This window comes from Streptomyces sp. ATCC 21386 (assembly GCF_018728545.1).
Lineage (GTDB): Bacteria > Actinomycetota > Actinomycetes > Streptomycetales > Streptomycetaceae > Streptomyces.
Genome location: NZ_JAAVVL010000001.1, coordinates 4859493 through 4877694 on the forward strand (window position 1 = coordinate 4859493; position 18202 = coordinate 4877694).

Below are 18202 nucleotides of genomic sequence, written 5' to 3' on the forward strand. Positions count from 1 at the left end.
TTGGCGGGTTCTCAGAGTTTCCCGGCGCCCGCACCCGAGGTCACCGAGGCGGCGACGGAGGAGGCGGGCTCGGCGCTGTAGCCGTAGGGCGGGGTGGTGAAACTCCCCACCCGGGAGATCTCGGTGGCGGCCCCACCGAGATCGTTGCCGCGCAGATTCGCGTAGCCGTCCACGTCACTGCTGCGGTTCGTGGTGACCGCGACTCCCGTGTTGCGGAAGACGTTGTGCTCCACGAGCATCTGGGCGCCCATGCGCGAATGGCAGGCGGTCTCGGCGCCGTTCACGTAGTTGTTGTAGAAGTGCCCGGTGCCGAAGCGCAGGCTGGGGATGCGTGAGTGCACGTTGCTGAAGTGGTTGTGGTGGTACGTCACCTTCAGGCGGCCGGTGTCCTCGGAGGCGTTGTTGTCGCTGTGCCCGACGAGCGAGCCCTTGAAGTGCTCCTTGAAGGTGTTCCACGACACCGTCACGTCGTCGGAACCGTGGTTGACGTCCAGCAGACCGTCGTAGTGGTCCTTGTCGTGACTGCGGTCCGCCGAGAAGGAGTTGTGGTCGATCCACACCCTCGTGGACTCCTGGACGGTGATCCCGTCGGCGGGCGCGACCGGCTTGCTGATGTTCAGGTTGCGGACGACGACATTGGTCCGCTCCTTGATCCGTAGTCCGCCACCGGTGAACCCGGACGACGAACCCACGCCCAGCACCGTCGTGTTGGAGCCGATGTCGACCTGGCCGCTGAGCGAGATCAGGCCGTTCACACGGACGACCTTGGCCGTGTTCCCGGTGACTGCGGTCCGGAAGGCGGCGAGCGTGGAGACCGTGACTGCGGGGGCGCTGCCGCCGCCGGTGGTCCCGGCGCCGAAGCCGATGGGCGAGATCTCCGCCGCGCCCGCCGCCTGCGGCAGGGCGAGCACCGCGGTCGTCGCCAGCGCGGTGGCCGCGACCACCAGCGCCGATCTTGGCGCGTGTGTACGTGGGGGGACGGTACGCATGCGGGTGCGTCCCTTCAGGGGAGAGCCGATGACCATGTACATGAATGATGTTCGCTACTCTGATCGTGGTGTGGCCAATAGAGAGGAGTCGCGCCGCGATTGGTTCACATCACTGAACGGAAAGTAGAGGGTAAGCGCTTTCTGGTCAACGCTTTGCGCAGAAGACATCGGGTCGGCCCAGGTGAGGGGCGGTCACCCGGTCCGGGCGGGTGCGGCCGACTGGTCCGAGGGTCGGTGCGAGCGAATTCTTTCGACGGGTGGGAGCGCTTCCATGGCCTCCATGTCCATGTCACGATGCCCTTCCCGCCGACCTCACGGGAAGGCACAACGACGTGACCCCCACCCCCCGCCACCGGACACGCCGACCACGGCGTCCGATGTTCGTCGCACTGCTGGGAGCGCTGACGGCGCTGCTCGCCGCCACACTCCTGACCGCCCCCGCGGCCGCCGCCGCGGACGCGGGAACCGAGGCCGCCCCCCGGGCCGCGCTCACCGAGATCACCGGCTTCGGTACCAACCCCAGCAACCTGCAGATGTACCTGTACGTCCCGAGCAGCGTCACCGCGAAGCCGGCGATCGTGGTCGCCGTGCACTACTGCACCGGCTCGGGACCGGCGATGTACAGCGGCACCGAGTACGCCTCGCTGGCCGACCGCTACGGGTTCATCGTCGTGTACCCGTCCGTCACCCGGAGCAGCAAGTGCTTCGACGTCGCCTCCCCGCAGGCACTGACCCGGGGCGGCGGCAGTGACCCCGTGGGCATCAAGTCCATGGTCGACTGGACCGTCCGCACCTACGGCGCCGACACCGACCGGATCTTCGCCACCGGTATCTCCTCCGGCGCGATGATGACCAACGTCCTCCTCGGCGACTACCCCGACGTGTTCGCCGCCGGCGCCGCCTTCGCGGGCGTGCCCTTCGCCTGTTTCGCCACCACCAACGGCTCCGAGTGGAACAGCGACTGCGCGAACGGCACCGTCATCCGCACCCCGCAGGCGTGGGGCGACCTCGTCCGCCGTGCCTACCCCGGCTACACCGGGCCCCGGCCGCGCATGCAGCTCTGGCACGGCACCACGGACGACGTGCTGCGCTACCCCAACTTCGGCGAGGAGATCAAGCAGTGGACCAATGTGCACGGTGTCGGCCAGACACCGGCCGCCACCGACTCGCCCCAGTCCAACTGGACCCGCACCCGCTACGGCGGCACCGGTGACCGCGCCCCCGTCGAGGCCATCAGCCTCCAGGGCACCGGCCACAACGTCTACGCCCGGGGCATGGGCGAGCGCGTGCTCACCTTCTTCGGCCTGGGCGCCTCCGGCCCTGCCCCCCAGCCTCCGGCCGGTCCCTGCAAGGTGACCGTCACCACCAACGCGTGGAGCAACGGTTTGACCGCCTCGGTGACCGTCACCAACACCGGTACGACGGCGGTCAACGGCTGGAAGCTGGGGTTCACCCTGCCCTCCGGACAGACCGTCACGGGCGGCTGGGGCGCGACGTACAGCCCGGCGAGCGGGGCCGTGACGGCGACGAACGCCACGTACAACGCCGCGATCGCACCTGGAGCGAGCGTCGGCTTCGGCTACCAGGCCACCCACGTCGGCAACAGCGCGGCCCCCTCGGCGTACACGCTCAACGGGGCTGCCTGCACTACGGATTGACGCCCACGGACGGGGCGGAGGGCTCGGTCCGGGACGGTGCCGCGTGCCGAGCGGACGCCCCCAGCCCTTCCGGCTCTTCCGGCCCTTTCCGGCTCTTCCGGCCCTCAGCCCTGTCCCCCCGTGCTCCGCCCGCTTCCTCCCCCTTCCGAAGAGAGGCACCGTACGTGCACCCGATCGACAGCCCTCAGCCCGTCCGGCCGTCCGGCAGGGCGCCGTTCGCGGCCGTGCTCGCCGCCTGTGTCCTCGCCCTGGCCCTCGTGGTGGCCTCGTCCGCCGTGGTCGCCCTGGTCAGGAGCCCGCACCGGGCGGACGGGACCGGCGCCGGAGACACGGCGACGGCCGCCCGGCACTGGGTGAACACCTGGTCCGCGATGCCGCAGCTCACCGAGCCGCACAACATGCCGCCCGCGCCGTTCACCGGGGACCGGGCCGTGCTGGTCGACACCACCCTGCGGCAGACCGTCCGTGTGACCACCGGCGGCGACCGCCTGCGGCTCCGCTTCTCCAACGCCTTCGGCGGCAGCGCGCTGCCCCTGACCGCCGTACGGGTGGCCCTCCCGCTGGACGGGCGGGCGGGCGTCGGCGCCATCGAACCCGGTACCTCCCGGCCGGTCACGTTCAGTGGGCGGAAGGCCACGACCGTGCCGGTCGGCGCCCAAGTGGTCTCGGACCCGCTGGACTTCGCGCTGAAGCCCGGCACCAATCTCACCGTGACGGCGTACCTCGCCGAGGGGCAGGCATCCCTCGCCCTCACCTCGCACCCCGGCTCCCGCACCACCTCGTACCTGCTGCACGGCGACCACACCGAGGACGCGGACCTGCCCGGCGCGACCCCGACCAACCACTGGTACCTGCTCAGCGACGTCGAGGTGCTGTCCCGGCCCGCCGCGACCGCCGTCGCCGTCCTCGGTGATTCGCTCACCGACGGCCGGGGCTCCACCACCAACGGCAACAACCGCTGGCCGGACCAGCTCTTCGACCGGTTGCAGCGGCAGCCCGACACCCGGCACATCGCCGTGGTGAACCAGGCGGCGGGCGGCAACCGCGTCCTCAACGACGGGCTCGGGCCGGGCGCCCTCGCCCGCCTGGACCGCGACGTCCTGGCCCACAGCGCGGTCGGACAGCTCATCGTCTTCGAGGGCGTCAACGACCTGGGCACCGCCGAAGCCACCCCCGCCGCCCAGCAGCGCGTCGCCGCCGACCTCATCGCCGGCTACGAGCAGATCATCGTCCGCGCCCACGCGCAGGGCATCCGCGTGTACGGCGCCACCCTGCTGCCCTTCGGCGGCAACACCCCCTACGACGACGCCGCCGGGCACCGGGAGGCCGCGCGGCAGACCGTCAACAGCTGGATCCGCGGCAGCGGCCGCTTCGACGCCGTCCTCGACTTCGACCGCGCGGTCCGCGACCCCGCCGACCCGAGCCGCCTCCTGCCCGGCCTGCACGACGGCGACTGGCTGCACCTCAACCCGGAGGGCTACCGCATCCTGGCCGAGGCGGTCCCGCCCCGGCTGCTCCGGCGGGGCTGACCGGCACGGGAGGCATGCCTACGGGTGGCCGGGCGCGCACCCGTACCGGTGCCCGGCCTAGACCGAACGGTGGTACTGCTCGGGGACACGCACCTCGCCCCCGAGTTCACGGGCCGCCTGTCGGGCCCAGGAGGGGCTGCGGAGCAGTTCCCGGCCGAGCAGGACCGCGTCGGCCTCGCCATTGGCGAGGATCTTCTCAGCCTGCTCGGCCTCCGTGATCAGGCCGACGGCGGCGACGGGCAGCGCGCTCTCGTTCCTGACCCGGGCGGCGAAGGGCACCTGGTAGCCGGGGCCGACGGGGATGCGGACCCCGGGGGCGTTGCCACCCGAGGAGACGTCCAACAGGTCCACGCCGTGCGCCTTCAGCTCGGCGGCCAGACGGACCGTGTCGTCGGCGGTCCAGCCGCCGTCCTCCAGCCACTCGGTGGCGGAGACCCGGAAGAACAGCGGCTTGTCCGCCGGCCACACCTCCCGTACCGCGTCGACGACTTCGAGCGCGAGACGGATCCGGTTCTCCCACGAGCCGCCATAGGAGTCGGTGCGCCGGTTGGAGTGCGGGGAGAGGAACTCGTTGATCAGATAGCCGTGTGCGCCGTGGATCTCGACGACCTCGAACCCGGCGGCCAGTGCCCTGCGGGCCGCCTCCGCGAACCGCCCGATGACGTCCTGGATCTGATCGACCGTCAACTCGTCCGGTACCGGGTGCCGTTCGTCGAAGGCCAGCGAGCTGGGCGCGACCGGCTGCCAGCCGTGCGCGTCCGCGCCGACCGGCGCACCGCCCCGCCACGGCTGATCGGTCGAGGCCTTTCGCCCCGCGTGCGCGAGCTGTACCGCCGGCACGGTCCCCTGCCCCTTCAGGAACCCGGTGATCCGGCGGAACGCCTCGACCTGGGTGTCGTTCCAGAGGCCGAGGTCGTACGGAGAGATGCGGCCCTCGGGGGAGACGGCGGTCGCCTCGACGATGATCAGGCCCGTGCCGCCGGTGGCGCGCGCCGCGTAGTGCGCGAAGTGCCAGTCGTTCGGGGCGCCCGCCAGGGGGCCCTCGGGCGCGGCCGAGTACTGGCACATCGGGGGCATCCACACCCGGTTCGGGATGGTCAGTTCACGCAGGCGGTAGGGCTCGAAGAGCGCGCTCACGGCGACTCCAATCGTCATGGGATGCCGTCACGGAACGGACGGTGCACGGCTCGTACGATAGCCATCGTAGTACGGAAGATGTCAAACTACGATAGGTCTCGTACAATGGGTTCTCCCTGAAGGCCCGACGCAGTGGAGCCGCCGTGACCTCGCCCGCCGTCAGCAGCCGCGACCTCCCGCACCCGGCACGTGCGGAGATCCGGCTGGAGTCCGTGCTGCACGCGCTCTCCGACCCCATGCGGCTGCGCATCGTGCGCGAACTCGCCGCCGACGGCGACGAGCTCTCGTGCTCGTACTTCGACCTGCCCGTCACCAAGTCCACGACCACCCACCACTTCCGGGTGCTGCGCGAGAGCGGGGTGATCCGGCAGGTCTACCGGGGCACGGCCAAGATGAACGGTCTGCGCCGGGACGACCTCGACGGTCTCTTCCCGGGGCTCCTCGACACCCTCGTCGACGCCGCCGCCCGGGAGGCCGCCCGCCTCGGGGCCGACTGAACCCACGACGAACACCGACCGAACCCGCCCCCCGGGGACGCCGACCGAACCCGCCCCCGCCCCTCAGGGCGCGGTGCCGCCGCGCGCGGCCGTCATCAGGGACTCCCAGTCGGGGATCTTCACCACGCCTCTGCCCAGGGAGGCTCCCAGGGCCGCCTCGGCCCGCTCTATCGACTGCCAGCCGGACCACTCGACCGGCTCGCAGCCCGCTGCCCGCAGCAGCGCCACCGGGTCGTCCGGCAGGCTCCTGGCCGCGAGCTCCGGCGCGTCCTCCAGCAGCGAGGTCGCCGTCTCCTTCGCACAGGGGCGGTTGGTGCCGATCACTCCGGTGGGGCCGCGCTTGATCCAGCCGGCCACGTACTCGCCCGGGGAGGGCACCCCGTCGCGGAGCACGCGTCCGGCGGCGTGCGGGACCGTGCCGTGGACCGGGTCGAAGGGGAGGCCGTCGACCGGGACGCCCCGGTAGCCGACCGAGCGGAGGACCAGCTGGGTCTCGATCTCCTCGTACCGTCCGGTGCCGCTCACCCCGCCGTGTCCGTCGGGCTCCGTGCGCTCCAGGCGTACGGCGCGGACGCGGTCCCCGTCGGCGAGGATCTCGACGGGCCGCAGGAAGAAGCGCAGTCGGATGCCGTGGCGGCCGGCCGGGGCGGGCGCGGTGGCCCAGCCGCGCAGCACCTCGACGTTGCGGCGCTGCGCGGCGGGCAGGGACGACGGGTCGGCATAGCCGGGATCCAGCTCCAGCTCGGCCGGGTCGACGGTCACCCGGGTGTCGGGGAGGGCGCCCAGCTCGCGCAGCTCCTTGGTGGTGAACCGCGCCTGGGAGGGGCCCCGGCGGCCGATCATGTGCACGCGGGTGACCGTGCCGACGGCGAGGGAGTCCAGGGCGGCCTGGGGCATGTCGGTGGGCGTCAGTTCGGCCGCCCCGCGCGCGAGCATCCGCGTGACGTCCACCGCGACGTTGCCCACCCCGACGACGACGGCGGTACGGGCCCCGGCGAGGAAGCCGTCGGCCACCGCGTCCGGGTGCGCGCTGTACCAGGCGACGAACTCCGTCGCCGACCAGCTGCCGCGCAGTTCCTCGCCCGGGATGTCCAGCCGTCTGTCCGTCGCGGCGCCCACGCAGTACACGACCGCGTGGTACAGCTCCCGCAGCCGGGCGACGGGCACCCCGCCCGCGCCCACCCGCACGCCGCCGAGGAAACGCACCCGCTCGTGCTCCAGGACGGTCCGCAGGTTGTTCTGCAGCGACTTGATCTTCTCGTGGTCCGGGGCCACCCCGTAGCGCACCAGGCCGTACGGGCACGGCAGCCGGTCCAGCACGTGGACGTGCACCCCCGGGTCCTGCTGGACGAGGCTCTGGGCGGTGTAGCACCCGCTCGGCCCCGAACCGACGACGGCGACTCGCAGCACGGCGGAACTCCTTGCGCGAGGAGATGCGCTGATGCCTCAAGGATCCCACCGCCGGGCCCGCCGGGGGAGGTGGGAAGCGAGGGCGGGATGCTGCGCCGTCGGGGTGCCGTGCATCCCCGGCACGCGTGGCTGCGCGCAGAGAATGTGATCATGCGTTTACGTTGCGTGGGTGCTGGAAGCATCCTTTCTCAATCTCTCCGACCGCCACTGGCAGGACGGCGCGGTGTCCGTGTGGCCCGCGTGGGAAGTGCAGGAGCACGACGGCGCCACGGCCTGGTTCAACGCCCGGCTCTCGTTCCCGGACGGTGCCGGGGTCGAGGTCCTCGCGGTGGTCTGCGGGGGCCGGCTGTCACTGGAGGACGTACGCGCCCAGCCACCGCTGTCCCTGGACGACCTCTCGGAGCTCGCCGACTGGATCGAGGGGCCGCTGTTCGAGGCGTGCGGCACGGTGCCGGACCTCGTCGAGGAGGAGCCGCCGCGGACCTCGTACGGGCCCGGGCGGCGGGCCCGGCCGGCGTGGCCGCGCGGTGTGGAGGGGCGGCGGCTGGTGGCCGAGGAGTATCTCGCCGCGCAGCGGAGCGGCTACGACCCGGTCCTCGCGGTGATGTGCGCGACCGGGCACAGTCGCCGCAAGGCGCTGCGGCTGATCGCCGGGGCGCGTGACGAGGGCCTGCTCGGCCCCCGTCACGCCCGCCGCTGAGTCCGGGGCCGGGGACGCGGGGGAGGGCGGCCGGTCACTGCGTCAGGTCGCGCATCCGGCTGATCTCCGTGGTCTGCTGGGCGATGACGTCGTCGGCCATCTCCTCGATCAGGATGTTGTTGCCCTGCGCCTTCACATCCGTGGCCATGGTGATCGCCCCCTCGTGATGGGTGATCATCAGTTTCAGGAACAACTGGTCGAACTTCGCCCCGTCGAGCGTGCCGAGTTCCTTCAGCTGGGCCCCGGTCGCCATGCCGGGCATCTTGTCGTGGTCGTGCGAAGTGTCCTGCCCGTCGTCGCCGTTGGCCTTCAGCCATCCCTCCATGGCCTCGATCTCCGGCTTCTGGGCGGCCGAGATGCGCTCGGCGATCCGCTTCACCCCGGTCGACTTCGCGTGGTCGGGGGCGAGTTCGGTCATCTCCAGGGCCTGGGTGTGGTGCTGGATCATCATGCGGGCGTAGTCGAAGTCCGCGGAATTCGGGGAGTCGTCCTCCGCCCGCTGCTTCTCGGCGTCTTCCGGCGAGAGGGTTCGAGCGGCCTCACCGGGTTTTCCGGGCGCGATCACCGCCGGTCCGCTCGACCCGCCCGATCCGCCGTCCGGGGCCGCCTCGGTCCCCGAGTCGCAGCCCGCGAGCACCAGCAGGGCGACCGTCAGCGAGGCCGTGACCAGCGGCGCGCGGGATGTGCGGCGAACGAGCACAGTGACCTCCTGGGACACAGTAACGGGCGTACACCTCGTGAGTGTTGACGAACGTTCCTAACACGCTTTCGCGTGCGGGTGATCAAATTTGTTCGTTACAAATACATTTCCGTCTGTTGATCTGTGCATGATGAAGACGATACTGCGGAGGTGCTCGAACCGTTCAACTGCGAACGGCCACAAGGGAGGACACAGTGACCCTGTTGAACAACCTTCGGACGCGGCGCAGACGTCTGGGAGTCGCCGCGACTGCGGCCGGCCTCCTGGCCGCGTTGCTCACCGCCGGTCCGGCGGCCGCGACCCCCGACCCCGGGGACTCGCCCGCCGTGCGGGAGAAGGTCTCCAAGAGCGATGCCGCCGAGGCGCGGGAGGCGATAGCCGCCGGCGAGATCCCCGGCCAGGACGAGATCGTCCACTCCAGCAACATCCAGCACCTGACCAACATCCCCAAGGACGCGCTGCCGGGCACCAACTCGGACCTCGCCTTCCAGGGCAAGTACGCCTTCGCCGGCAACTACGACGGCTTCCGCGTCTTCGACATCAGCAACCCGAGGGCGCCGAAGACGGTCGCCCAGGTCCTCTGCCCGGGCTCGCAGAACGACATCTCCGTCTCCGGGAACCTGCTGTTCCTGTCCACGGACTCCTCGCGCAGCGACAACTCCTGCAGCAGCACCACGCAGCCCGCGACGGAGAAGTCGTCGTGGGAGGGCATGAAGATCTTCGACATCAGCGACAAGGCGAACCCGAAGTACGTCGCCGCCGTGGAGACGCCCTGCGGCTCGCACACCCACACCCTGGTGCCCGAGCGCAGGAACGTCTACGTCTACGTCTCCTCGTACTCGCCGAACGCCGCGTTCCCCGACTGCCAGCCCCCGCACGACGGCATCTCCGTCATCAAGGTGCCGCGCAAGTCCCCGGAGAAGGCGGCCGTGGTGGGCTTCCCGGTGCTGTTCCCCGGTGAGGGCCCGGACGGCGGCGGCAACCCGGGTTCACCCACGAACCCCGGCGTCTCCAAGACCACCGGCTGCCACGACATCACGGTGCTGCCGTCGAAGGACCTCGCCGCCGGCGCGTGCATGGGCGACGGCATCCTGTTCTCCATCAAGGACCCGGAGAACCCGAAGGTCATCGACCAGGTCCAGGACAACGTGAACTTCGCGTTCTGGCACTCGGCCAGCTTCAACCAGAAGGCGAACAAGGTCGTCTTCACCGACGAGTTGGGCGGCGGCGGCGCGGCCACCTGCAACGAGGCGACCGGCCCGAACCGCGGTGCCGACGGCATCTACGACATCGTCGGCAAGGGCGATCAGCGCAAGCTCGTCTTCAAGAGCTACTACAAGATCCCCCGCCACCAGGCCGACACCGAGAACTGCGTCGCCCACAACGGCTCGCTGATCCCGGTCCCGGGCAAGGACATCATGGTCCAGGCCTGGTACCAGGGCGGTGTCTCCGTCTGGGACTTCACCGACTCCTCCAAGCCCAAGGAGATCGCGTACTTCGAGCGCGGCCCGATCTCCACCACCACCCTGGTGGGCGGCGGCTCCTGGTCGGCGTACTACTACAACGGCTACATCTACTCGAACGACATGGTGAAGGGCTTCGACGTCCTGAAGATCAACGACAGGCGCACGGACCCGGCGAAGTGGGTCCCCATGCGTGAGCTCAACGTCCAGACCCAGCCGGACTACTACGGCTTCGACTGGTAGGAGGCAGCGGCACCGCGACCGCCACCGCGGTCGGGTCACCCGTCCCGCCGGGCCCTTCGGGGACCGGCGGGACACCGCGCTCCCGGCGCCCGCGTCGACCGGGGCGCCCTGCGAGGACATCCTGTAACTCCCGCGCGGGCGACGATCGGCGAACTATACTCAGCGCCTCCGGGCGGCGACCCTGTGTGCGCCGGCCCGGCCGTTGTTCGTCCCGGGCCGCACGGGGGACGGTCCGGGACGGACGTCCGGCGGCGACGAACAGCCGTGCGGCGCACCGGACACGGGCGGACGGCCCCCGCACGGTGAGACGGCCGACGGCACCTCAGTCCAGCAACTCCAGTACGGGCCGCAGCCCGTCCGGCCGCCCCGCGATCGGCAGATGGTTCACGAAGTGCACCCGGCACCCCAGCGCCGCGGCACCGCCGTCGGCGCGCCGGTCGTCACCGACCATGAGGGTGTCCCGCGCGTCCACACCGAGCTCCGCGCAGGCCAGCGCGAACAGCCTCGGGTCCGGCTTCTGCGCACCGTGCTCGTACGACAGCACGTAGACGTCGACGTACGCGTCGAGGCCGTGCGCGCGGAACACCGGCCGCAGGTCCCAGCCGATGTTGCTCACCACACCGACGGCGACCCCGCGCCGCCGCAGGGCCGCGAGCACCTTGGCGGCGTCCGGGTAGGGGCTCCAGGCCGACGGTGTCATATGGCGGTCGTACAGCGCGTCGTGGAGCGAGGGGGTCGGGAGCGCCACCTGCCGGGAGAGGCCGGTGAACGCGGCCCGGTGCTCCTCGGCGCTCCGGTCCCGCAGCGCCCACAGGCCGGCCAGTTCGCCGGTCGGCGCTTCCGCCGGTGGCGCCCCGCCCGGCAGGGCGCCCGCACGCTCCAGCGCCTGTGCCGTACGAGTCAACTCGGCCTCGGGCAGGGTGAGCGAGGAGTCGGTGAGGGCCGCGCGGAGCCAGGACTCGGTGGACTCCACGCGGAAGAGCGTCCCGGAGAAGTCGAACAGCACTCCTTTGACCGTCATGCCGTCGATCCTTCGTGACCGTGCGCGCCCGGTCAAGGACGCCTCGGCGCACCCCACTTCTCGTACGCGAGCAGCGCCAGCGCGATCGTCAGGCCGCCCAGCAGCCAACCGGCCAGCACGTCCGACGCCCAGTGCACGCCCAGCCAGATCCGGGTCAGCCCGACGCCCACGACGGAGACGACGGTCACCACCACCGCCGTGCGCACGACGGCGCGTCCGGCGCCGTACCGGTGCAGCAGCCACACCAGCAGTCCGAGGACGACCGTGGCCGTCATGGCGTGACCCGAGGGATACGCGGCGTAGTGGGCGGAGTCGACGGGATCGGGCCACGCGGGCCGTTCCCGGCCGACGGCCGCCTTCAGTCCCTGCTGGAGCGCCGTGCCCGCCGCGCAGGTGACCGCGAGCCAGAGGGCGAGCCACCACTCCCGGTGGCGCCACACCAACCAGATCGCGGTGGCCGCCACCAGCAGTCGCATCGTCACCGGGTCCCAGACCCAGTCCGTCAGGATGCGGAACGCGTGGGTGACGCCGGGTTCGTCGACGGCCCATCCGTGCGTGGTGTTCGCGATGTTCTCGTCCAGCGCCATGAGCGGCGCCCATGAGACAGCGACCAGGACGAGCAGGACGACGGAGGACGCCGCGCACCCGGCGGTGGCGCGGACGGTGCGGTGGGTCGACGGCCGGTGGGGCGGCGAGTCGACGGTGGGGGTGTGCATACAGCGATCCTGGCCGACTCCCGGGGTCTCGGGCCAATACCGAGGCGTGAGATCACTGTCACGCCGTGCGACCGGAGCAAAGTCCTCGCGCCGCGCGTTGTCCTTGGGTTGGTCTTGATCACCTCTTTGCCGAATCACAACCTGTCGAGTGCCCGCAATGCCGGGACGAAAGCCACCGGACCGGTCGGGGTGTGGGGCCGGGCAGCCGCCGGCGTCCAGTCGCGCCCTCGACCACGACCAGCCGGTCGCCGTCCGGCTCCTCGCCGGGCAACGGCGGGGCGCGCAGCCGGAGTTCGCTCGCGGCGGTTCAGACCGTCAGCAGCATGGCGAACATCCCGATGCCCATGGAGAGCCGGCAGGCCCGCGCCAGCTCCGGCCGGTCGCCCCAGCCGGCCGCCCCGGCCCGAACCGGCGCCCCGGGGGCGGCCGCCAAGGGCACGAGCCGGAGCCCCGCCCGCACCACGTACCCGGCGAAGTACACCAGCAGCGCACCTGTCACCAGGGGCAGGCCCGTGCCGCCGTGACCGCCGTTCGGCGCGGCGGCCATGACCGCGGCCATGTAGACCATCGCCAGCGCGCCCACCAGATGGTGCAGATGGTGCGCGTTCCCGCGGGCCGCCCACAGCGCGCGCACCGCGGCCGCGCCGAACACGAGCGCGTAGCAGAGCCACGCCCAGCGCGGCGGAGTCAGGGCCGCGGCGGGCACGGCCATCGCCGCCATGCCGAACCCCATGAGCGCCTCGCCGCCGGCGGCGCGCCGCTGCTCCTCCACGGCGCTGCGCATCCGCAGCAGGCAGTACCCCCCGGTCACCGCGCACAGCGCGACCAGCAGCCAGCCGGCCGAAACCGGTCCGTGCACCAGTACCTCCCCGTTCGACGACGTAGGTCGGGCCGAGAGTGAGGTCGGACAGTCGGTCAGGGCATGCCCGGGCCCGATGGCGCGCATACGAGCGCAAGGGTGTACGCGGGGGAGCGCGCGGGAGTGCGCGATGGCGGGCGGGTGCCACCGAGAAGCGCGAGACGAGTGCCACAGCTGCATATACTTCACAAGTAAAACACCAGCTAAGGTTAGGGGATGCGCAGCGTCCGACCACACCGTGCCCGCCGGCTCCCGCTCTCCGGCGTCCTCCGGTTGAACCGCCCCTCCGAGATCTGGTTCAAGCCCGCGCTCAGCGTGGTCGTCGCGATGGCACCGCCGAACCTGGCGCTGCTCGCGCTCGGCCGCCTCGACCTGGCCATGTACGCGATGGCCGGTTCCCTGTGCGCGCTCTACGCCCACCACCGCCCCTACGCGGACCGCGCCCTGACCCTCGCCCGGGTCGTGCTCGGCATGGTCGCCGGACTCGCGGTCGCCCTCGTCACCGCCTCGCTCACCACGAACGCGGTGGTGCTCGTGACCGTCGGCGCGCTCCTCGCCGCCGCGCAGAAGGCCCTGAGCGACGCGAGCCGGATCGGGCCGCCCGCCAACGTCATCTTCACCTTCGTCACCTCGGCGGCCCTCTTCACGCCCCAGAGCCTCGCCCAGGTCCCCGGCCACCTCGCCGTGGCCGCCCTCGCGGGCGCCTGGGCCTGGCTCGTGTGCATGGCCCCCGGCCTGGTGCGCCCCTACGGCCCGGAGTGCCGCGCCACCGCCCAGGCGCTGAACGCGGTGGCCGCCCACGCCGAGGCACCCGAGCGGCCCGGGTCCCGCGCGGCCGCCGCGGCCGCCGTGCACACCGCCTGGCAGACCCTGCTCGCCGCCGGCGCCCGCACCGAGCCGCGGCGCGCCCTCGCGGCGCTCCTGGTCCGCGCCGACACCGCACTCGCCGCGCCCGCCGAGGCGCACCCCGGCCGGCTGCGCGCGCTCGCACCGCGACCGCGCACCGCTGCCCACCTCGGGCGGGCCGCCACCTCGGCGGAGGAGGCCGACGAACCACTCGACACACGGCCAGGACGGCGGCCCCGCCGTCCGGCGCTGTGCAGCGCGCTCGGTCCGCTCGCCCCCCTCGCCGTCCGCACGGCGCTCGGGTGCGCCCTCGCCGGGTACGCCTCCCTCGCGCTCGGGGTCGGCCGCCCCTACTGGGCCCTCGTCACCGCCGCCTCGCTCTACCAGGCGAACCTCACCCTCACCTGGAACCGGGGCGTCCAGCGCGTCGTCGGAAACATCGCCGGGGTACTCGCCTTCGCCGCCCTCGTCCCGCTCGCCCACCTCGGCCCGACGGCGCTCGTCCTGTGCTGCCTCGCGCTCGGCTTCGGCGCCGAGGCCCTGATCAGCCGCAACTACTGGCTCGGCACGGTCTGCGTCACCCCGATGGCCCTCCTCGCCACCGAGTTCATCCGCTTCGCGGACCCCGGCGAACTGATCACCGCCCGGCTCCTGGACACCCTCGTCGGCGTGACGGTCGGCTTCCTCACGGCGGTCGTCGTCACCGACCGGCGCTCCGGCGACCGGGTCGCCCACGCCCTCGCCGCCGTGGAGCGCGCCCGCGCGCACACCCTCCGCACCGCCGCCGACGGGGACGCCACCCCCGGCGCCCTGCCCGCCGCACGGCACGCCCTGGCCGCGGCCCTGGTCGAACTGCGCGCCGTCACCGACACCGCGAGCGGCGAATGGTGGCAACGCGCCCTGCCGTCGGAGCGGGTGACACACGTCGAACGGGCCGGACACCGTACGCTCGCGGCGACGGTACGACAGCACGGGTTCCGGGAAGCGGAGGGCGCACGGGCATGACGGCAGGCAACGGGCGGGCGGGGGCGGGGAGCGGCGCGGCTCTCGGGGACACGGTCGCCAAGGTGGTGCGCCAGTGGCAGACGGTGCACCCCGGTCTCGACACGGCCCCGATGGAGATCATCGGCCGCGTCAACCGGTGTGCCGCCCTCCTTCAGCAGGCCGAGGACGCGCCGTTGCGTCACGCCGGGCTCACCCGCCCCGAGTTCGACGTCCTCGGCACGCTGCGCCGCACGGGCCACGAACTGACGCCCAGTGAGATCGCCCGTGAGACCTTCGCCTCCGGCGCCGCCGTCACCAAGCGCCTGAAGCTGCTCACCGAGCGCGGCCTCGTCGAGCGGCGGGGCGACTCCCGCGACCGGCGCGTCGCCCACGTCCGGCTCACCGACACCGGCCGGGACCTCGTGGACAGCGTCATTCCGGAGCAACTGGCGTACGAGGAGACCGTGCTCTCGGGGGTGGACACGGGAGACCGCCGCGAACTGGCCGTACTGCTGGGCGAGTTGCTGATCCAACTGGAGGGCCGACTGGGACTGCCGCGCGCCTGAGCCGGCGCGGGGCCGCGCCTAGGTTTCCGCCCCGCGGGCACCGAACACGGCCCCCTGGGGATCCCGCAGCACCGCGATCCGCGGCCCCTCCGGCACCGTGGTGGGCTCCATGAGGAGGGTGCCGCCCGCCTCGGTGACGATCCGGGCGGTGTCCTCGACGTCCTCCACGGTGAAGTACGGCAGCCAGTGCGAGGGCACCTCGGGCGGGAACTTCTCGTCCATCGTGATCATGCCGCCGAAGCGGGCGCCGTCGATGTCCCACCGTGGGTAGTCACCGGTGCTCACGCCCCAGCCGAACACCGCGGCGTAGAAGGGCTGCGCGCGCTCCGGCGCACGGGTCAGCAGCTCGACCCAGCCGAGTGCGCCGGGCGCGTTGAACAGTCCGGCGCCGGGAAAGCTCCGCGCCTGCCAGAGCTGGAAGGCCGCGCCGCCCGGGTCGAAGACCACGGCGAACCGCCCAAGGTCGAAGACGTCCACGGGCTCCAGCGCGACGGTCCCGCCGGCCGCCCGCACGGCCGTCACCGCCGCGTCCGCGTCGCGCACCGCGAACGACACGTTCCAGGCCACCGGCTGCGATTCCTGGTACAGCGGCGCGAGGGCGGCCACCGCCGCGTCCCCGAGGTGGGCCACCGTGTAGCCGCCCGCCTCCTGGCGCGGATCGGTCTCGGGGCGCCAGCCGAACAGCTCGGTGTAGAACCGCTCGGCCGCCTCCAGGTCGCTGGTCCCCAGCTCGGTCCAGCAGGGCCCACCGGTCACGGGCCGCTCGAGCTCCATGGCGTCCTCCCGAAGGGAATCGGGCGCGGTGCGCGTGTCCCCCTCCAGCACGCTATGCCCGCGCCCGGGCCCCGGCCACCGGGGTGTGCCCTCAGATCCCGGGGCGATAGCGCAGCGGATGGTCCGCGGGGATCTCCACCAGCACGATCTCTGTCCCGTCGGGGTCGGCGATCCACATCTCGATCAGTCCCCAGGGCTCCTTCACCGGCTCTCGCCGTACCTCCACCCCGGCCGCCAGCAGCTCCGTGTGCGCCGCCGCCACGTCCGCGACCTGCAGCCACAGCTTCAGCGCGGGCGACGGCGGAGTCGGCGAGCGACCCGCGACCTCCAGGAAACCGCCGCCGAGGAAGTACACGACGCCCCGGTGGTCGCCCGTACCGAACTCCCGGTACACGGGGAGCCCGAGCTGCTCGCCGTAGAACACGCGGGAGCGCTCCGGGTCGGTCGGACGCAGGAGGGTGCGGCTGCTCAGTACGTGGATCATGTGGACGAGGGTAGGCGCTCCGCCGGGGCGGGCTGTCGATACCCTCTTCGGTGTTCGAGCCCTGCGGAGACCGACCAGGAGCAGCCCGTGGACACCACCACCGACCTGACCTTCCGTGACGCCACCGACGCGGACGTGGACGTCCTGGTCGCGCTGATCGAGTCGGCGTACCGAGGGGACTCCAGCCGGGCCGGGTGGACCACGGAGGCGGACATCCTCGACGGGCAGCGGACCGATCCCGAGGGTGTCCTGGCGGTCGTCGAGGCACCGGACAGCCGGTTGCTCGCCGTCGAGCGGGACGGCACGGTCGTCGCCTGCTGCCAGCTCGAACACCGTGGCGCGCACGCCTACTTCGGGATGTTCGCGGTGAGCCCGGCCCTCCAGGGCGCCGGCCTCGGCAGGGTGATCATCGCCGAGGCCGAGCGGATCGCGCGCGAGACCTGGGGCGTGCGCGAGATGCACATGACCGTGATCTCCGTACGGGACGACCTCATCGCCTGGTACGAGCGGCGGGGCTACCGCCGTACGGGACGGACGACCCCGTTCCCGTACGGCGACGAGCGCTTCGGCATTCCGCGCCGCGACGACCTGCGGTTCGAGCTCCTGGTCAAGGAGCTGGCGTAGTGGTTCAGGCCGTGAAGCGGCCCGTGCGTTTGATGTCCGGGTAGTCGGTCGTCGCGCCGTCCAGCTGGAGGGCGCGGACCAGGCGCAGGTGGTCCTGGGTGTTCACCACCCAGCCGATGATCCGCAGGTTGGCCTTGCGGGCCTTCTCCACGACCTCCAGCGTCAGCCGCCGGATGTTGAGCACCAGGGTGGCGGCTCCCACCGCCACCGCCCGGTCCACGACGTCGGTGCCGTAGCGGCTGGCGACCAGCGCGGTGCGTACGCCCGGCACGAGACGGGCGATCTCCGCGACCGCCTCGTCGTGGAAGGACAGCACCTCGACCCGGCTCACCAGGTCGCGCCGGTGCATGACCTCGGCGAGAGCGCGGGCCGCCGCCGTGTCCTTGATCTCGGCCTGGAGCGGCGCCCGCACCGCGTCCAGCACCTCCTCGAAGGTGGGCACGCGCTCGCCGCGGCCCGCGTCCAGCGCGCGCAGCTCGGCGAGGGTCTTGTCGGCGATCGGGCCCGTGCCGTCCGTCGTCCGGTCCACATCCGCGTCGTGCATGACGACGAGGGCGCCGTCCTTGCTCAGATGCAGATCGAGTTCGATGACGTCGAGGCCCGCGCGATCGGCGGCCACGAAGGAACGGAGGGTGTTCTCGGGTTCGACACCCATGACTCCGCGGTGACCGATGGTGAGGAAGTTCAAGGTGGACTCGCTTCCGTCGACGGCGGCTCGGCCCGCGTGACCGGGGGAGGGGCGGCACGCGGCTGGGGCGCAGCGTAGTCCTCCCGCCGTGCGATGCATCCGCATGTGCACGGGCCCTTTCGGGTCGTGTCACCCCGTGTCGGCCCGGGGAACAGGACCGTTTCCGCACCTGGCCCGCACCGATCAGGTCATCCCTGAGTGGGCGAGTCCGGCGCGCGTTGACCCCGAGTGCCATGGGCACCGAGGGCGTGACGCACGAAGTGTGATCTACGACGCGTGTGACAGGAGATTCAGCGGTTAGGTGCGGGGAGTGG

Annotated in this window: 18 protein-coding genes; 8 read left to right on the plus strand and 10 right to left on the minus strand. The window is 72.1% G+C overall.

Annotation, left to right across the window (positions count from 1 at the left end; all coding sequences use genetic code 11):
* Nucleotides 1-11: 11 nt before the first annotated feature.
* Nucleotides 12-989: a polysaccharide lyase family 1 protein gene (locus GWK25_RS20715; RefSeq protein ID WP_215452027.1), complete on the minus strand. Its 978-nt coding sequence runs from the start codon at nucleotides 987-989 to the stop codon at nucleotides 12-14.
* A gap of 377 nt (nucleotides 990-1366) precedes the next feature.
* On the opposite strand from GWK25_RS20715, the gene GWK25_RS20720 reads away from it, so the two are divergent.
* Nucleotides 1367-2647: a PHB depolymerase family esterase gene (locus GWK25_RS20720; RefSeq protein ID WP_215452028.1), complete on the plus strand. Its 1281-nt coding sequence runs from the start codon at nucleotides 1367-1369 to the stop codon at nucleotides 2645-2647.
* Nucleotides 2648-2871: 224 nt separating this feature from the next.
* Entirely contained in the window at nucleotides 2872-4176 is a 1305-nt protein-coding gene (locus GWK25_RS20725) for an SGNH/GDSL hydrolase family protein (RefSeq protein WP_215457480.1), read from the plus strand.
* A 57-nt stretch (nucleotides 4177-4233) separates the two neighbouring features.
* Here GWK25_RS20725 and GWK25_RS20730 read toward each other — a convergent pair whose 3' ends face one another.
* Complete coding sequence (locus GWK25_RS20730) at nucleotides 4234-5313, minus strand: NADH:flavin oxidoreductase/NADH oxidase (RefSeq protein WP_215452029.1); 1080 nt, start codon at nucleotides 5311-5313, stop codon at nucleotides 4234-4236.
* 143 nt (nucleotides 5314-5456) lie between these two features.
* On the opposite strand from GWK25_RS20730, the gene GWK25_RS20735 reads away from it, so the two are divergent.
* Nucleotides 5457-5810, plus strand: a complete 354-nt coding sequence (locus GWK25_RS20735) for a helix-turn-helix transcriptional regulator (protein WP_215452030.1) — start codon at nucleotides 5457-5459, stop codon at nucleotides 5808-5810.
* A 63-nt stretch (nucleotides 5811-5873) separates the two neighbouring features.
* Here GWK25_RS20735 and GWK25_RS20740 read toward each other — a convergent pair whose 3' ends face one another.
* Complete coding sequence (locus tag GWK25_RS20740; RefSeq protein WP_215452031.1) at nucleotides 5874-7220, minus strand: FAD-dependent oxidoreductase; 1347 nt, start codon at nucleotides 7218-7220, stop codon at nucleotides 5874-5876.
* Between the two features lie 223 nt (nucleotides 7221-7443).
* On the opposite strand from GWK25_RS20740, the gene GWK25_RS20745 reads away from it, so the two are divergent.
* Nucleotides 7444-7920 carry a DUF6214 family protein gene (locus GWK25_RS20745; RefSeq protein WP_215457481.1) on the plus strand — a complete coding sequence of 159 codons (477 nt, stop codon included), beginning with the start codon at nucleotides 7444-7446 and terminating at the stop codon, nucleotides 7918-7920.
* 34 nt (nucleotides 7921-7954) lie between these two features.
* Here the strand turns inward: GWK25_RS20745 and GWK25_RS20750 are convergent, their stop codons facing one another.
* Nucleotides 7955-8620 carry a DUF305 domain-containing protein gene (locus GWK25_RS20750; RefSeq protein ID WP_215452032.1) on the minus strand — a complete coding sequence of 222 codons (666 nt, stop codon included), beginning with the start codon at nucleotides 8618-8620 and terminating at the stop codon, nucleotides 7955-7957.
* Between the two features lie 194 nt (nucleotides 8621-8814).
* On the opposite strand from GWK25_RS20750, the gene GWK25_RS20755 reads away from it, so the two are divergent.
* Nucleotides 8815-10326, plus strand: a complete 1512-nt coding sequence (locus GWK25_RS20755) for an LVIVD repeat-containing protein (RefSeq protein ID WP_215452033.1) — start codon at nucleotides 8815-8817, stop codon at nucleotides 10324-10326.
* A gap of 322 nt (nucleotides 10327-10648) precedes the next feature.
* Here GWK25_RS20755 and GWK25_RS20760 read toward each other — a convergent pair whose 3' ends face one another.
* The 3 genes from GWK25_RS20760 to GWK25_RS20770 form a co-directional block, all read right to left on the minus strand.
* Nucleotides 10649-11347, minus strand: coding sequence for an HAD family hydrolase (locus GWK25_RS20760; RefSeq protein WP_215452034.1), 699 nt, complete (start codon nucleotides 11345-11347; stop codon nucleotides 10649-10651).
* Nucleotides 11348-11379: 32 nt separating this feature from the next.
* A complete protein-coding gene (locus tag GWK25_RS20765; protein ID WP_215452035.1) occupies nucleotides 11380-12063 on the minus strand; it encodes a phosphatase PAP2 family protein in 684 nt (227 codons plus the stop codon).
* 307 nt (nucleotides 12064-12370) lie between these two features.
* A complete protein-coding gene (locus GWK25_RS20770) occupies nucleotides 12371-12922 on the minus strand; it encodes a DUF5134 domain-containing protein (protein WP_215452036.1) in 552 nt (183 codons plus the stop codon).
* Between the two features lie 216 nt (nucleotides 12923-13138).
* Between GWK25_RS20770 and GWK25_RS20775 the strand changes: the two genes are divergently transcribed.
* Together GWK25_RS20775 and GWK25_RS20780 are read left to right on the plus strand one after the other, a co-directional pair.
* On the plus strand, nucleotides 13139-14773 hold the full coding sequence (locus tag GWK25_RS20775; protein ID WP_215452037.1) for an FUSC family protein: 1635 nt from the start codon (nucleotides 13139-13141) through the stop codon (nucleotides 14771-14773).
* The gene (locus tag GWK25_RS20780) at nucleotides 14770-15318 is read left to right on the plus strand and encodes a MarR family winged helix-turn-helix transcriptional regulator (RefSeq protein WP_215457974.1); all 549 of its coding nucleotides are present in this window, start codon (nucleotides 14770-14772) and stop codon (nucleotides 15316-15318) included. Before GWK25_RS20775 ends, GWK25_RS20780 begins: the two co-directional genes overlap by 4 nt.
* Before the next feature lie 18 nt (nucleotides 15319-15336).
* On the opposite strand, the gene GWK25_RS20785 is transcribed toward GWK25_RS20780, so the two are convergent.
* Nucleotides 15337-16092: a VOC family protein gene (locus GWK25_RS20785; RefSeq protein WP_215452038.1), complete on the minus strand. Its 756-nt coding sequence runs from the start codon at nucleotides 16090-16092 to the stop codon at nucleotides 15337-15339.
* Between the two features lie 91 nt (nucleotides 16093-16183).
* Nucleotides 16184-16576, minus strand: a complete 393-nt coding sequence (locus GWK25_RS20790; protein WP_215452039.1) for a VOC family protein — start codon at nucleotides 16574-16576, stop codon at nucleotides 16184-16186.
* An 87-nt stretch (nucleotides 16577-16663) separates the two neighbouring features.
* Here GWK25_RS20790 and GWK25_RS20795 point away from each other — a divergent pair, with 87 nt between their 5' ends.
* Nucleotides 16664-17200: a GNAT family N-acetyltransferase gene (locus tag GWK25_RS20795; protein ID WP_215452040.1), complete on the plus strand. Its 537-nt coding sequence runs from the start codon at nucleotides 16664-16666 to the stop codon at nucleotides 17198-17200.
* A gap of 4 nt (nucleotides 17201-17204) precedes the next feature.
* On the opposite strand, the gene GWK25_RS20800 is transcribed toward GWK25_RS20795, so the two are convergent.
* Entirely contained in the window at nucleotides 17205-17888 is a 684-nt protein-coding gene (locus GWK25_RS20800) for a glycerophosphodiester phosphodiesterase family protein (protein ID WP_215452041.1), read from the minus strand.
* Nucleotides 17889-18202 lie beyond the last annotated feature (314 nt).